The 13,761-nt window shown below is 59.7% G+C and carries 10 protein-coding genes and 3 tRNA genes; 3 read left to right on the top strand and 10 right to left on the bottom strand.

Going from position 1 to position 13,761, the window contains the following annotated elements:
• Positions 1 to 180 precede the first annotated feature (180 nt).
• Complete coding sequence (locus tag AB8C10_RS02745; protein ID WP_044150828.1) at positions 181 to 459, top strand: putative quinol monooxygenase; 279 nt, start codon at positions 181 to 183, stop codon at positions 457 to 459.
• Between the two features lie 130 nt (positions 460 to 589).
• Here the strand turns inward: AB8C10_RS02745 and AB8C10_RS02750 are convergent, their stop codons facing one another.
• Positions 590 to 1,624: a 2-oxoglutarate dehydrogenase gene (locus AB8C10_RS02750; RefSeq protein WP_368866766.1), complete on the bottom strand. Its 1,035-nt coding sequence runs from the start codon at positions 1,622 to 1,624 to the stop codon at positions 590 to 592.
• Positions 1,625 to 1,877: 253 nt separating this feature from the next.
• Positions 1,878 to 3,722, bottom strand: a complete 1,845-nt coding sequence (gene ilvD, locus AB8C10_RS02755) for a dihydroxy-acid dehydratase (RefSeq protein WP_368866767.1) — start codon at positions 3,720 to 3,722, stop codon at positions 1,878 to 1,880.
• A gap of 427 nt (positions 3,723 to 4,149) precedes the next feature.
• Between ilvD and AB8C10_RS02760 the strand changes: the two genes are divergently transcribed.
• Positions 4,150 to 5,955 (top strand): alpha,alpha-phosphotrehalase, encoded by a 1,806-nt coding sequence (locus tag AB8C10_RS02760; RefSeq protein WP_368866768.1) that lies wholly within the window; start codon positions 4,150 to 4,152, stop codon positions 5,953 to 5,955.
• Positions 5,956 to 6,111: 156 nt separating this feature from the next.
• On the opposite strand, the gene AB8C10_RS02765 is transcribed toward AB8C10_RS02760, so the two are convergent.
• The 7 genes from AB8C10_RS02765 to AB8C10_RS02795 all read right to left on the bottom strand — a co-directional run bounded on the left by AB8C10_RS02765 (position 6,112) and on the right by AB8C10_RS02795 (position 10,133).
• On the bottom strand, positions 6,112 to 7,077 hold the full coding sequence (locus AB8C10_RS02765) for an ABC transporter substrate-binding protein (RefSeq protein ID WP_368866769.1): 966 nt from the start codon (positions 7,075 to 7,077) through the stop codon (positions 6,112 to 6,114).
• 4 nt (positions 7,078 to 7,081) lie between these two features.
• Positions 7,082 to 7,780, bottom strand: a complete 699-nt coding sequence (locus AB8C10_RS02770) for an ABC transporter permease (protein ID WP_368866770.1) — start codon at positions 7,778 to 7,780, stop codon at positions 7,082 to 7,084.
• A gap of 3 nt (positions 7,781 to 7,783) precedes the next feature.
• Entirely contained in the window at positions 7,784 to 8,548 is a 765-nt protein-coding gene (locus tag AB8C10_RS02775; protein ID WP_368866771.1) for an ABC transporter permease, read from the bottom strand.
• A complete protein-coding gene (locus AB8C10_RS02780; RefSeq protein WP_368866772.1) occupies positions 8,545 to 9,495 on the bottom strand; it encodes an ABC transporter ATP-binding protein in 951 nt (316 codons plus the stop codon). The genes AB8C10_RS02775 and AB8C10_RS02780 overlap by 4 nt, the downstream gene beginning before the upstream one ends.
• A 277-nt stretch (positions 9,496 to 9,772) precedes the next feature.
• A tRNA-Phe gene (locus AB8C10_RS02785) sits at positions 9,773 to 9,845 on the bottom strand.
• 73 nt (positions 9,846 to 9,918) lie between these two features.
• Positions 9,919 to 9,992 (bottom strand) — tRNA-Asp (locus AB8C10_RS02790).
• Positions 9,993 to 10,060: 68 nt separating this feature from the next.
• Positions 10,061 to 10,133: transfer RNA gene (locus AB8C10_RS02795), tRNA-Glu, on the bottom strand.
• 1,007 nt (positions 10,134 to 11,140) lie between these two features.
• Between AB8C10_RS02795 and AB8C10_RS02800 the strand changes: the two genes are divergently transcribed.
• Positions 11,141 to 11,722, top strand: coding sequence for a hypothetical protein (locus tag AB8C10_RS02800; protein WP_314363369.1), 582 nt, complete (start codon positions 11,141 to 11,143; stop codon positions 11,720 to 11,722).
• Positions 11,723 to 12,078: 356 nt separating this feature from the next.
• Here AB8C10_RS02800 and AB8C10_RS02805 read toward each other — a convergent pair whose 3' ends face one another.
• A complete protein-coding gene (locus AB8C10_RS02805) occupies positions 12,079 to 13,482 on the bottom strand; it encodes an FAD-dependent oxidoreductase (RefSeq protein WP_368866773.1) in 1,404 nt (467 codons plus the stop codon).
• Positions 13,483 to 13,761: the final 279 nt, after the last annotated feature.

Consider the following 13,761-nt stretch of genomic DNA (forward strand, 5'->3'; position numbering starts at 1 on the left):
AAACACCTTTTTTTACAGTCAGCGAATGGAATAACCGCAACTCCTCGCACGCGTCGCTACAGTACGGAACACAGCGCGAGAAACCCCGCGCATACCACCCCGTAGCGGAGGCGAAGGTGTACGGTAAAAGAGTCATATACGACGCGGCAGCCCGCCGCACCATCCGATAAGGAGAGCCCCATGATTGGTGTCTACGCCGGAGTATCCGTCAAGCCCGAGCACGTCGAAGAATTCCTCAAGACCATCGAACCGCTCGTGACCGCAAGCCGCCAGGACGAAGGCAACGTCAGCTACGACTTCGGTGCCGTCTCCGACACCGACTTCGCATTCATCGAGCGTTGGGAATCCCAGGAACTGCTCGAAAAGCACATGGGCACCGAACACTTCCAGAAGGCTGTCGCCGCATGGGAGCCGCTGCTCTCCTCCGAGCTGGACGTTCGCATCGTCAACTTCCGCTAAACGACGTTAAAGACCGAGGTGCCCGGCACCCCCTAAGTGAGGGGTGCCGGGCACCTTCGCATGTCAGTTATGGAGGCGAGAGCAGCTACTCGCAGCGCGCCTTCATTCTCGGTTTAGCGGCGCTCTCGGCTTATCGGCGCTCTACGCCAACCTCCACCGAATCAAGGGTGAAACCATTCGTCGCGCTCACGCAATGCACCTTACCGGTATTCACCGACTTGCAGGTGTAACCGTACGCAGTCACCACCTGACCGGTAGATAGGGCAACAATACCCTCAGTATTCACCGGCTCCGGGGTGGCGGTCTGACCGACCAGGCTCACCTCGGGCGCCTGGCCCTGCACCATGTGCACGCGCTGCTGCGCCTTACCGGATGCGGCATCCCAGCCCTCCAGGGTCACGCCCACCAGCGCCTGGCAGTCCACACCTGACGGGGTCACCGAACACGCGACCTTAGAGTCCGGGCTGGTGAAACGCAGCGCCTCAACAGTCTTCGCAGAATCACCCTGACCGAAAGTGCCGCCGCCATAAGCTGCAGCGAAGGTCAGCGTACCCGACAGCATGCGGGTCTGTGCCGGAATCAGCGCCAGGCGCGGCTTCTCAACGCTACCACCCTGCGTGAAGCAGGCACCCGTAATGTAGTCGCGGCCCTGCACCTTCGTAGCGCACTGGTACCACTCAACACTCGCCGCGCCGTCCTGGTTCTTGCGGCTGTTGAAGAGGCGCACCGCCTCCTGAGCCTTGGCACAATCCGAACCGTCATACACGTAAATACCGGCGGAACCACCCAGCAGGCTGGTCACGCCGCAGCGGGTACCCGCATCAATAGTGTTCGCGGAGCCGCTTGCGGTGGCGTATGCAGCCTCGTACTCGGCGTCGGTGCTCGGCTCATCCGTGGGGGTTGCTACAGCATCAAAAGTTGCCGGCGCATCCAGGCCGGCAGAAATCTGGACAGTATTCGGCTTCCAGGAGCCGTCCGCCGCGTGGAACAGGGTCTTCGCATCAACGGACGCCGAGGAAGTCGCGACCTTCATCGGGGCGGTTTCAGAATCATCAGCCTGCGGCTGAGCAGAGCAAGAACTCAAAGCGAGCGCGCCGATGCAGGCAAGAGCCGTCAGGGCACGACGAGTAAAGGCACGCTGTGCGCGCGCGGGCAGGGTAACCATGAATGCGTCCTCGTGAGGGTTGCGAATTGCGTTGTGTTTGAGTGGTTGTGCTGAGTCGGTGAATCGGGTACCTAAATACCTCCTTACACCCTACTGCAACACCACTGACAAGGCAATACGCCGCACCGGATATCCCACGACGGTAGACAAAGAAGCGAACAAAGAACAGCGCCCCGCCCCGCAGAAAACCGCGGAACGGGGCGCCAGCCCATCAGGGCAAGAATATTAAATTCTCAGAAAATACATGAGGGGTTTATGCGTCCTCGGGCAGGATGCGCACGCCGCCCTTATCAGCCGAAGCAGCCAGCATGCCGTACACCTTCAGGGCGTTCGACACCTGACGCTCACGCGGCTTGGTCGGACGCCACGGTGCGGCACCCTTCGCCTCGCGGCGAGCAGCCAGTTCATCATCCGAAACGTTCACACGCAGGATGCGGTTGTTCACGTCAATCTCAATCTCGTCGCCGGTCTGCACCAGGCCGATAGCGCCACCAGCAGCCGCCTCCGGGGAGACGTGACCAATCGAAATACCCGAAGTACCACCCGAGAAACGACCGTCGGTGATCAGCGCACACTTCTTACCGAGGCCCAGGCCCTTCAGGTAGGAGGTCGGGTACAGCATCTCCTGCATGCCGGGGCCGCCCTTCGGGCCCTCGTACTGGATGACGACAACGTCGCCTTCCTTCACGTTCTTCGACAGGATCTCGTACACAGCCTCGTCCTGCGACTCGACCACGAAAGCGCGACCCTTGAAGTGGAACAGCTCCTCATCAATACCGGCAGACTTGATGATTGCGCCGTCCTGGGCGATGTTGCCGTACAGGACCGCCAGGCCGCCGTCCTTGGTGTACGCGTGCTCCACGGCGCGGATGCAACCGTTCTCGGAGTCAGTCTCGTGGGACTCGTACTTGTTCGCGGTGGAGAACGCGTGGGTGGTGCGCACGCCGCCGGGAGCTGCGAGGAACAGATCCTTCGCCTTCTCGCTCGCCTTGCCGCCGCGGATATCCCACTCGTCCAGCCATTCGTCCAGCGAATCAGCGTGAACAGAATGAACGTTCTTGTGCAGCAGGCCGGCACGGTTCAGCTCACCCAGCAGTGCGGGAATACCACCGGCACGGTGCACATGCTCAATGTGGTACTTGGTGGAGTTCGGGGCAACCTTCGCCAGGCAGGGAACCTGACGCGAAATACGGTCAATATCCTGCAGGGTGAAGTCAGCGCCCGCCTCGTGAGCAATCGCCAGGGTGTGCAGCACGGTGTTAGTCGAACCGCCCATCGCCACATCCAGCGCCATAGCGTTCTCGAACGCCTCCTTGGTCGCGATGGAGCGGGGCAGAACCGACTCGTCATCCTGCTCGTAGTAGCGCTTGGACAGCTCAACGATGCGGCGGCCAGCTTCCAGGAACAGCTCCTTACGAGCAACCTGAGTAGCCAGGGTGGTGCCGTTACCGGGCAGCGCCAGACCAATCGCCTCATTCAGGCAGTTCATGGAGTTCGCGGTAAACATACCCGCGCACGAGCCACAGGTCGGGCACGCGTTCTTCTCAACCTGAGCGAGCGCCTCATCGCTGACGCTGTCATCAACAGCCATCACCATGGCATCAATGAGGTCGAGGCGGTGCTCAACAATACCCTCAATGCCCTCACCGGACTCCATGGGGCCGCCGGACACAAAGATAGTGGGGATGTTCAGGCGCATAGCCGCCAGAAGCATACCGGGGGTGATCTTGTCACAGTTAGAGATGCAGACCAGCGCGTCAGCACGGTGCGCGTTGACCATGTACTCGACCGAGTCAGCAATCAGGTCGCGGGAAGGCAACGAGTAGAGCATACCGTCGTGACCCATCGCAATACCGTCATCAACAGCGATGGTGTTAAATTCCTTGGCGACGCCGCCAGCCTCACGAATCGCGCCGGCGACCAGCTCACCCATGTCCTTCAGGTGCACGTGGCCGGGCACGAACTGGGTGAAGGAGTTCGCGATAGCAATAATGGGCTTGCCGAAGTCGTCATCGCCCATGCCGGTGGCACGCCACAGGGCGCGGGCACCAGCCATGTTACGGCCGTGAGTTGAAGTACGTGAACGCAGTTCTGGCATTGTTTTACCTTCCGTAGTGATGCAAGTACTGATTTTACGCGCGGCGTCCAACGCTCTTCAGCTCAGGGTCACTTTGGTTTCATGCATCGAAACGCGCACGAGCCTGCAACCGCCTATCGGTGGGAGGGTTGAGGCCACGGGTGTTGTGCCGGATCTGCGGCAGAATTGCCCCCTTTGGGGTAGATGGGGGACATCACCCCATTATGCCCCCTAATCTGGAATGAGCCCAGGTTGCGGGCGTCGATATTCAGTCGGCGAACGCACCGGGAGGCGGCGGGCTGCCGTGTCTGCCGCGTACGGGCCTCGCTATGCATACGTAGCAACATAGGTAGCAGCATACGTTGCACCGGCGCGGTTCGTTGCCAACGCACTGATTTATACACGCTTTTATACACGCTGAACCCTGCTTACATTTCAGAAGGTTTCTATGACACAGGCACCCACCGCATCGCTCACCCTCACGCCAGCAACCACCCCGGCAGGCGGTAAGGATTTCGCGTCCTCCGTCATCTACCAGGTGTACCCCAAGTCCTTCTACTCCTCCGCCGGTGGCGCCTACGGCGACCTGCGCGGCGTCATCGAGAAGGTTCCCTACATTGCTTCTCTGGGCGTGGACATGGTGTGGTTCAACCCGTTCTTCGCCTCCCCGCAGAACGACAATGGCTACGACATCTCCGACTACTACGCCATCAACCCCGACCTGGGCACCATGAAGGACGTCGAAGAGATGATTGCCGCCCTCGCCGAGCACGGTGTGGGCGTCATGTTCGACATGGTCCTCAACCACATTTCGACCGAGCACGAATGGTTTGTACGTGCCCTCGCCGGTGAACGCGAGTACTGGGGCTACTTCTACATTCGCCCCGGCAAGTACACCGAGGACGGTCAGCTGCGCGAACCCACCAACTGGGAGTCGAAGTTCGGCGGTCCCTGCTGGTCCCGCTTCGGCGAGTACACGGACGAGCACGGCACTCCCCTGTTCTACATGCACCTGTACGACCGCACCCAGGCGGACGTGAACTGGTACAACCCGGTGGTGCGCGAGGAACTGTTTAAGGTTGTGAACTTCTGGTACGAGAAGGGCGTGCGCGGCTTCCGTTTCGACGTTATTAACGTCATCGGCAAGGGTGAGGAGCTGCTCGACGCCCCCGAAGGCACCGTGGACAAGGCACAATACACCGACACCCCGATTGTGCACACTCGCATTCAGCAGCTGAACCGCGCCTCCTTCGGTCAGCATGATGACACCGTAACCGTGGGCGAAATGTCCTCGACCAGCATCGAAAACTGCGTGGGCTACTCCAACCCGGCAAACCACGAACTGGACATGGTGTTCAGCTTCCACCACCTGAAGGTGGACTACGAGAACGGCGAGAAGTGGTCGAAGGTGCCGTTCCGTTTTGCCGAGTTGAAGCAGATCCTGAACGATTGGGCGCTGGGTATGCAGGCCGGCGGCGGCTGGAACGCACTGTTCTGGAATAACCACGACCAACCGCGCGCACTGAACCGTTTTGGTGACGTTGAGCGTTACCGTGCCGAGTCGGCAACCATGTTGGCGACCGTGATTCACCTGCTGCGCGGCACCCCGTACGTGTACCAGGGCGAGGAAATCGGCATGATTGACCCGGTCTACTCCTCGATCGAGCAGTACGTGGATGTGGAGGCGCACAACGCCTACGCGATGCTGCGTGAGCGTGGTCTGAGCGAGCAGCAGGCACTGGAGATTGTGGCGTCGAAGGCTCGCGATAATTCGCGTGTGCCGATGCAGTGGACCGCGGATCCAGCGACTGCCGGTTTTGGTTCCACGTCGCCGTGGCTGGCTCCCGCCCCGGTGCGTGATGCGGCGACCGGTGTCGGTATTTCGGTGGAGGACGAGGAACGCGACGGCGTGATTCTGCCCTACTACCGCAACCTGATTGCCCTGCGTAAGCAGTACCCGGTCATCTCTGTGGGTTCGTACGCGCCCTACGCGTTGGATCACGAGCGGGTGTTTGCGTACCTGCGTGAGCTGCCCGCTGAGGCTAATGCTGAGAACGGTAGCCCGGCGCAGCGCCTGCTGGTGCTGACGAACTTCTACGGTGAGCCGACCGAGGTTGAGGTTCCGGCTGAGTTTGTTCGTTCCGGTCGCGTGCTGGTATGTAATTACAAGAATTCTGCTGTATCTGATTCGGCTGAGATGGTGACGCTGAGTCTGCGTCCCTACGAGGCTCTGGCGCTGCTGATTGAGGGCTAAAAGCTACTACATGCCCCTCCCCTAACCTGTGGGAGACGTGTGGGAGATGGGCAATATAAACCGACCTGGGAATATTCTATTTCTAGAATATTCCCAGGTCGGTTTTGTTTATAGACATTCCTATAGAGGAATTTATATGGAATATCAGGCAGAATCTTAGAAGCCGTGCTCGTTCAGCCAGGCAGCCGCCGCCTGCGTGGGCTCCTGCTTAGAGGTACCCGAAACACGGTCATTGAGAGTACGCAAATCGGCGGTAGTGAGCTTCGCCGAGACGCGGTTCAGAACCTCCGCCGCGGAGTCGGGAACTCGCGACGTATTGATAATGGGCAGCACCTGCTGAGCCAGAATCATGTTCTTCGGATCCTCCAGCACCACCAGCTGATTCTGCTCAATTGCGGGGGTGGTCGAGTAGAGGTCAACCACCTGCACGGTGTCATCCAGCAGGGCCTTGACGGTCAGCGCGCCACCACCATCCGAGAGGGGCACAAACTCGGCGGGGACGCATCCGTACTTCTCTTTCAAACCCGGGATGCCGTAGGCGCGCTCGGCAAACTCCGGGGCGGCGCCGAGCTTCAGATTCGTGCAGCGGGAGGCGAGGTCTTCAAGGCTTCGCAGACCGTATTTCTGGGCGGTCTGCGCGGTAACGACCAGGGAATCCTTATCCTCCGCCTCGGAGGCGTTCAGGGCGCGGATTTCAGCCCCGGAGCCACCCGTGGTGAGGGTGCCGAGGGCGGCAGGTAGCGCCTGCAGAATCTCCTGCGCAGTGTTAGCTGTAGCCTTCGGGTCCAGGTAAAGAAGCAGGTTGCCGGAGTAGTCCGGGATAACGTCCACCGCACCGGAGGCGAGTGCCCCCAGGTACGCTTCGCGGGCGCCGATGCTTAGCTGGGTGCGGGCATTGAATCCCGCCCGGGCGAGGGCTCCGGCATAGATTTCGGCGAGAATTTGGGATTCGGCGAAGGCGGCTGAGCCGACGATGATTCCTTCATGTTCGCCGCTGAAGACTTTATCGCCGCTGAGCCCGCAGGCGCTAAGAATACCCGCCATGCCGAGTGCACCGGCGGCGGTGAGTGCAACGCGACGAGATACGGTACGGCGCGTGAAGGTTTGATGCGTCTGATTCATCGGTTCATGCCTTCTTCCAGTTGATGGTGAGCCCCGCGGGAGTGAGCGCACGCTGCACGAGGCCCATGAGCGCGTCCACGGCGAAAGCGAGAAGCGCCACGAGCAGGGTTGCGACGAGCATACGCGGGTAATCGCGCACGGCGAGCCCATCAAAGAGGTACCTGCCGAGGGTTCCGCCGCTGAGGTAGGCGACGATGGTCGCGGTTGCGATGACCTGCACGAGTGCGGAGCGGAGCCCGCCGAGCATCATGTTGGCGGCGAGCGGGATTTCGAGGCCGGTCAGAATCTGCCATTCGGTGAGTCCCTGGGCGCGGGCGGCGTCCACGAGGTCTTCGGGTACTGCGGCGAGGCCTTCGAGGACTCCGGCGAGCAGGGGCGCCGCCGCAATAATAATGAGCACAATCAGGGAGGGCAGGGTTGAGACGCCCAGCCAGAGTGCCAGGATGGTGAGCAGACCGAGTGCGGGCAGCGCGCGGGTGGCGGCAACGGTACTCATGAGCAGGTTGCTACGGCCGCGGTTGGTGCCGTAACCCGGGCGGTGGTGCCCAGCCCAGAGGCCGAGGGGCACCACAATGAGTGCCGCGCAGGCGGTGGCGAGGGCGGTAACACCCACGTGTTCAAGCAGACGCACGAGAATTCCGGTGCTTCCCTGCCAGTTGGCGCCATCCATGAGGTAGGCGAGGGTTCGTTCAATAACGTTCACGGTTTACGCTCTCCTCTCGGGGCTTCGGTGGCGTGCGGACGTTCCTGCTTGCCAGGGGGTAAAGAGCCTGGTCAGAAGGATAAGGAGCAGGTCGAGCACCAGCGCCAGCAGCAGGCTGAGAATCACGCCAGCGAGAATCTCCGAGGGAATATTGCGTGCGAGGCCGTCAGTGAAGAGCGTGCCGAGCGAGGGCACACCGATGAGGGCACCCACGGACACCATCGCAATATTGGCGACGGTTGCTACGCGGATTCCCGCCATGATGACGGGCGCCGCGAGGGGCAGGTATAGCTCCATCAGCGCTTGTCGGGGCGTGTATCCGAGGGCGCGGGCAGATTCGTGCACGCTATCGGGAACGGAGTCGAAGGCATCCACGCCGGAGCGCACCATCAGAGAGAAGGAGTAGACACTCAGGGCGACAAGCACGTTCAGCGGGGAAATAATCGAGGTTCCCAGAATGAGCGGCATCAGCACGAACAGTGCGATTGAGGGGATGGTGTACAGCAGCGAGGAGAGATGTATGAGGGTTCGCGCACCGATGCGGCGTTCGGAACCGCGGTCGCGGCGACGGCTCGCGTAGTAGGCGACCGGCAGCGCGACGAGAGCACCAATCGCGACGGGCACGACGCCCTGGTAGAGGTGGCTGAGGGTCAGCTCGAGGATGCGCTGGCTATTGGCGGCGACCCACTCCCAGTGCATGTCACTTGCCGCGAGCGGTGATGCGGCAATAGGTGGTGCCGCCAGCACACTATTTTCTAGAAGACTCATTCGCTTTTCTCGCCTTCTACAGCACTATTCTGCGCTTCTCGGGAGGCGGCAAGTCGGCGCGCACGCACCTGGCGCATCGTCTGTTCATCCAGTAGACCGGCGACGGAGCGGCTCACGAAGGAGCGCACAAAATCATCTGCTGGGCTGTACAGAATCTCTTCGGGAGTGCCGAACTGCGCGAGGCGACCGCCCTCCGCGAAGACGGCGATGCGGTCTCCCAGCAGGAGCGCCTCATCAATATCGTGGGTGACGAACACAATCGTCTTGGCGAGGCGAGCCTGCAGGCGCAGCAGCTCGCGCTGCAGGTCGGTGCGCACGACCGGGTCCACCGCGGAGAACGGCTCGTCCATCAGCAGGATGGGCGCATCGGCAGCGAGAGCACGCGCCACACCGACGCGCTGCACCTGGCCACCCGAAAGCTGGGCGGGGTAGCGCTTGGCGTACGAAGAATCCAGACCGACTACTTCGAGCAGTTCGAGGGCGCGCGCCTGCGCCTCCTTGCGGGATGCCCCGAGCAGGCGCGGTACGGTGGCAATATTCTGCGCGACGGTGCGGTGCGGCATGAGCCCACCCTGCTGCATCACGTAGCCAATGCCGCGGCGCAGCTCGTAGGGGTTCTTCTCGTGCACGTTCACGCCGTCAATGGTGATGGTTCCGCTATTGGGCTCCACCATGCGGTTAATCATGCGCAGACTAGTGGTTTTACCGCAGCCGGAGGGGCCGACAAACACGGTAATCTGCCCGGCGGGGATGTGCAGGTTCAGGTTCTGTAACACCGTGGTGGGTTCACCGGTTCGGCTCGGGTAGCTTTTGGTGATGTTCTCGAAGCGGATTCCGCCCGCCTGAGCACTATCGACAGCAGCATTTTTTGCCCAGGGAATCTGGGGTGAGCCCGGAATTTGGGGTGAGATTTCCGGAGGCTGAGCGCTGGGATTCTGAGCGGTCATGGGTGCGGCAATCCTTTCTACAGCCTGGTGTTACAGCCTGGTGTTACAGCCCGGTTTTATAACCCGGTGCATGCGCCGTGCCCGCAGAAATATTTGGGTCAGTTTTCTGCGGGAAGCTTTCTAGAGTGAGCGTGGCGTTGTTTTCTTATACAAAAGGCGGCATCTCAGGGTTTTATTCCCAAAATGCCGCCTTTTCGACGGTTTTGCAGTATCTGCAACCGCAAAGTTTTTTAAAAACAAAACCCGCCCCACTGTAGAAGCCTGGAGGCGGATTTCGTGGCTCCGACCGGCGTCGATCCGGTGACCTTACGATTTTCAGTCGTACGCTCTACCAACTGAGCTACAGAGCCTTGCGTATTTACTTTTAGATACGCAATGACCGCGTCTTCGGATGAATAATCATCTGAACTTACGCGGCCAGAGCGACCCCGACGGGACTTGAACCCGCGACCTCCGCCGTGACAGGGCGGCGCGCTAACCAACTGCGCTACGGGGCCTTGTTGGAATCAACAGAAGTAAATTCTATATCATCTAACTTGGCTTTGCAAATCGTGAGATTTGCAAGTACCCCCAACGGGATTTGAACCCGTGCTACCGCCGTGAAAGGGCGGCGTCCTAGGCCGCTAGACGATGGGGGCCTAGTCGATCGAACAGGTTCCGTTTTCTTCATCCCGTCGTTCGAACCTCCACTAGTCTATGACAGGTTTGCGGAGGCGCGCAAACCGTTTTGTTCGATTTTGCCCGATTTTGACCCCCATTTTCGACGATTTATAGCCTGGCACATATGTATTTAAGCTTGTCAATGAGGATTCAGAAAAACTTCAAAAAATTTTAAAATTTCTTCACAACACCCCATATCAGGGGCTTTTGGAGGGGTTTTAGCGACTTTTGGGCGCCTACAGAGGCCTCGAGGAAGCCCTATTTTTTGCTCTGATTTCTACAAATTTCCTTCAGAATCTTTCAAAATTTTGCTCCAAAGAGAGTCAAAGATCTTTGAACGACCCTTCACAAGAGTTCCGAAAATCCGTTTTCCGCTCCCCCACTCGCCTCACGGCAGTCCAAAAAATCTCCAAAAAATTTTCAGTACTTTCTGCAGCGCCTATATAAGGTGCACACGGAGGCGCTACCCGGAGTGCAAAAACGCAAGAGAGTGCACGGCGAATTCTGCAGTGAATCCTGCGGCAAATTCTGTGGTGAATCCTGCGATGGACTCCGTGGTGCATCTTCGGTGAATCTGGCGGCGCATCCCTTCAGCAAGACTCGTCTCAACCTTCAAGCGACCCACAAAATTCTGCCGCGCAAAGCAACTACAGGCCAGAATGCACGTAGATGCAAATATTCACTCTTGGGAATACAATAAACCGGCTTGTCAGACGCTTATTTTTCTCTCAGTGCAGATATCTACGCAATTATGACGACGCAGAAATATAAAGATTTGATAAACCTCTAGCGATTGACAAGGAGAGATGAAAGCCAGCTGAAAATACCCCCTGAAATAGCTTGAAGCCCCCTCTTTGAGCACCGTACTATAGAGGGCGTGAGGTCACTTCCGGACCTTGCACGGGGCCACTTCCGGAGCCCCAGACGTAAAGTCACCGCACATTACAGCACCGATAAACCGCATAGAGATCCAAAGGGGGATCCAGTGTCCGCAACGATGAATCGCCGCACAGCATTCCGTGCACTCGGCGTAGGCACCGCAACCATCGCTCTCGGCTGTGCAGCTGCACCCGCAGCGCAGGCACAGCAGATCGCACATCCGCAGAAGGCAATGACTGCCGACCAGCAGCTCAAGCTGATTCTGCGCCGCCTAGAGCAGGTACCTGCCCGTTTGAAGTATGCGAAGCCTGGATCCTCCAACCGCGTTAATAGCGGCATTGAGAGCGCACTGGGCAACCTGACCACCGTCCAGGGCACTGACGCAGGCCGTCAGATTGCAAGCGCTAAGGCCGCTGTTCGTAAGTCTGATGGACGCGCCCACGCAGCACTCTCCCCCGTTGGTGTTATTGCCTGCGTTGTCAGTATTGCAAAGTTTGTCATTCAGCTAGGCATCGCCATTTACAAGCTTATTAAGGCACTCGTTAACGCCTTCAAGCAGTGGAAGACCTTCAAGAACATCGTGAAGGCCGTCATTTCTGGTGAAGCCCGCAAGAAGCTGGGTACTGAAACTGAAACCGTACTCAAGGCCATTTTGGGCATTGAAGACGTCCTCAAAAAGTGTGCATAGTCTACACACCGTACGGCTATGCACTTGTTTAGAGAGCTAATCTTGGTGTTTCTTTAGCTTTCTAGACCCCGTTAAGGGATGCGCCGCACGTGGAGTCACTGCATGGGCTCGCTGCGCGTCCGGGTAGCCGGAGGGTATGTCCTCGAGTGTCTTCGGCACCTACCCAACCCACCCCGCATGACCTCATGGTGCGGGGTGGGTTTCTTTAACCGCTCTTTCGATAACTCTTCCGGGCAGGAGCTTCTCGGGCTTGCACCCCGTGACTCCCCCACCTCCTTATATACAGACAAAAATCGACCCCGCACCGGCTCACGGTACGGGGTCGATTTCTATGCTCTACGTACTAGAGGTAAGGATTACTCGCCGCGGGAGATGTTGATCATCTCGTCGCGGTCCACAACCTTCACGCGGGCGCGAGGCTCACCGGCAGCGTCCTTGGATGCGGCGCCCAGTGCCTTCTCGTGGTCGTCCAGGCGGTGCCAGCCTTCCCAGGTGGTGTACTTGATGCCCTTGGAGTCCAGGTAGGCGCTGAATGCCTCTGCCTCCGGCTCGGTTGCGGTGTAGAGGTTCTCGCGGTCCTCGAGCAGGTGGGTGATGGTCTCGAGCGCGTCAGACTTGGTGGAGCCGATCAGGCCGACAGGGCCGCGCTTAATCCAACCGGATGCGTACAGGCCGGGAACGACCTCGCCGTTCTCGTCCACGACGCGACCCTCAACGTTGGTGATGACGCCGCGCTTGTCGTCGTAACCGATTTCGGGCAGTTCGGAACCGAAGTAGCCGATTGCGCGGTAGACAGCCTGTACGGGGTAGTCCACGTACTCGCCGGTGCCGATGATGCCGCCGTTGCCGTCGAGCTTGTTGCGTTCCATGCGCAGGCCCACGACCTTGCCGTCTTCGCCGAGGATTTCGTGCGGGGACTGCAGGAAGTGCAGGTGCAGGCGGCGGGATGCGGTCTGCTCGTTGGTCTTCTGGTCTTCCAGCCAGCCGCGCAGGGTCTTCATCATGACCTTGGTCTGGGCGTTCTTCTCCATGGCTTCCTCAGAAGCCTCGTCGAACTGGAAGTCCTCTTCGTACAGGACGATGTCCACGTCGCGGGAGTGTGCGAGTTCGCGCAGCTCGAGCGGGGTGAACTTCATCTGTGCGGGGCCGCGGCGACCGAAGACGTGCACGTCGGTCACGGGGGAAGCCTTCAGACCCTCGTAGACGTTGTCGGGGATTTCGGTGACGAGCAGGTCGTCAGCGTGCTTGGAGAGGATGCGGGAGACGTCCAGGGCGACGTTGCCGTTACCGAGCACTGCGACCTGCTCAGCTTCGAGCGGCCAGGTGCGGGGGTAGTCGGGGTGGCCGTCGTACCAGGAGACGAAATCTGCTGCGCCGTAGGAGCCGTCCAGGTCGATGCCCTTAATGTTCAGGGGTGCATCGAAAATCGCGCCGGTTGCGAAGATGATGGCGTCGTAGTGTTCGCGCAGGTCGGCGAGGGTCAGGTCCTTGCCGTATTCGACGTTGCCGAAGAAACGGATGTCGCCGCGGTCCAGGACCTTGTGCAGTGCGGTGATGATGCCCTTGATGCGGGGGTGATCCGGTGCCACACCGTAGCGGATCAGGCCGAAGGGGGCGGGGTAGCGGTCGAAGATGTCGATGGCGACCTCGACGGCGCCGGTGCGGACCTCTTCAGACTTGGTGAGGATGTCGGCGGTGTAAATACCGGCGGGACCTGCACCAATAACGGCGACGCGCAGGGGGCGTGCTGCTTCAGACACGAAAATCTTCCTTTCGAAGTTCACCGTCAGGCGCCCGGTGCGGCGCGAACAGGCGGTGAGCTTAGTGTTCACTTCCTGCCTATTTTACCGGGGATTGACGGGTGTTCGGGGGCTTATATGTCTTCGCCCACTAAATAGGACAATTTTCTGTCACCTAATCCGGGCGGGGTCACCTAATCCGGGGAGATGCGGCGCGGTCGGTTCCGGGCGCCTCCGCACGTAGCGGGCATAAAAGCTGCCCCGCCCTCCGAGGTGCAGGAGGGCGGGGCAGGGTAACGA

The organism is Rothia mucilaginosa, from assembly GCF_964210535.1.
GTDB lineage: Bacteria > Actinomycetota > Actinomycetes > Actinomycetales > Micrococcaceae > Rothia > Rothia mucilaginosa_F.

Excerpts from the sequence above, each read along its gene's own strand:
- AB8C10_RS02760 (WP_368866768.1), top strand. The coding sequence starts at position 4,150 with ATGACACAGGCACCCACCGCATCGCTCACCCTCACGCCAGCAACCACC.
- ilvD (WP_368866767.1), bottom strand. The coding sequence starts at position 3,722 with ATGCCAGAACTGCGTTCACGTACTTCAACTCACGGCCGTAACATGGCT.
- AB8C10_RS02750 (WP_368866766.1), bottom strand. The coding sequence starts at position 1,624 with ATGGTTACCCTGCCCGCGCGCGCACAGCGTGCCTTTACTCGTCGTGCC.
- AB8C10_RS02775 (WP_368866771.1), bottom strand. The coding sequence starts at position 8,548 with ATGAGTCTTCTAGAAAATAGTGTGCTGGCGGCACCACCTATTGCCGCA.
- AB8C10_RS02765 (WP_368866769.1), bottom strand. The coding sequence starts at position 7,077 with ATGAATCAGACGCATCAAACCTTCACGCGCCGTACCGTATCTCGTCGC.
- AB8C10_RS02780 (WP_368866772.1), bottom strand. The coding sequence starts at position 9,495 with ATGACCGCTCAGAATCCCAGCGCTCAGCCTCCGGAAATCTCACCCCAA.
- AB8C10_RS02745 (WP_044150828.1), top strand. The coding sequence starts at position 181 with ATGATTGGTGTCTACGCCGGAGTATCCGTCAAGCCCGAGCACGTCGAA.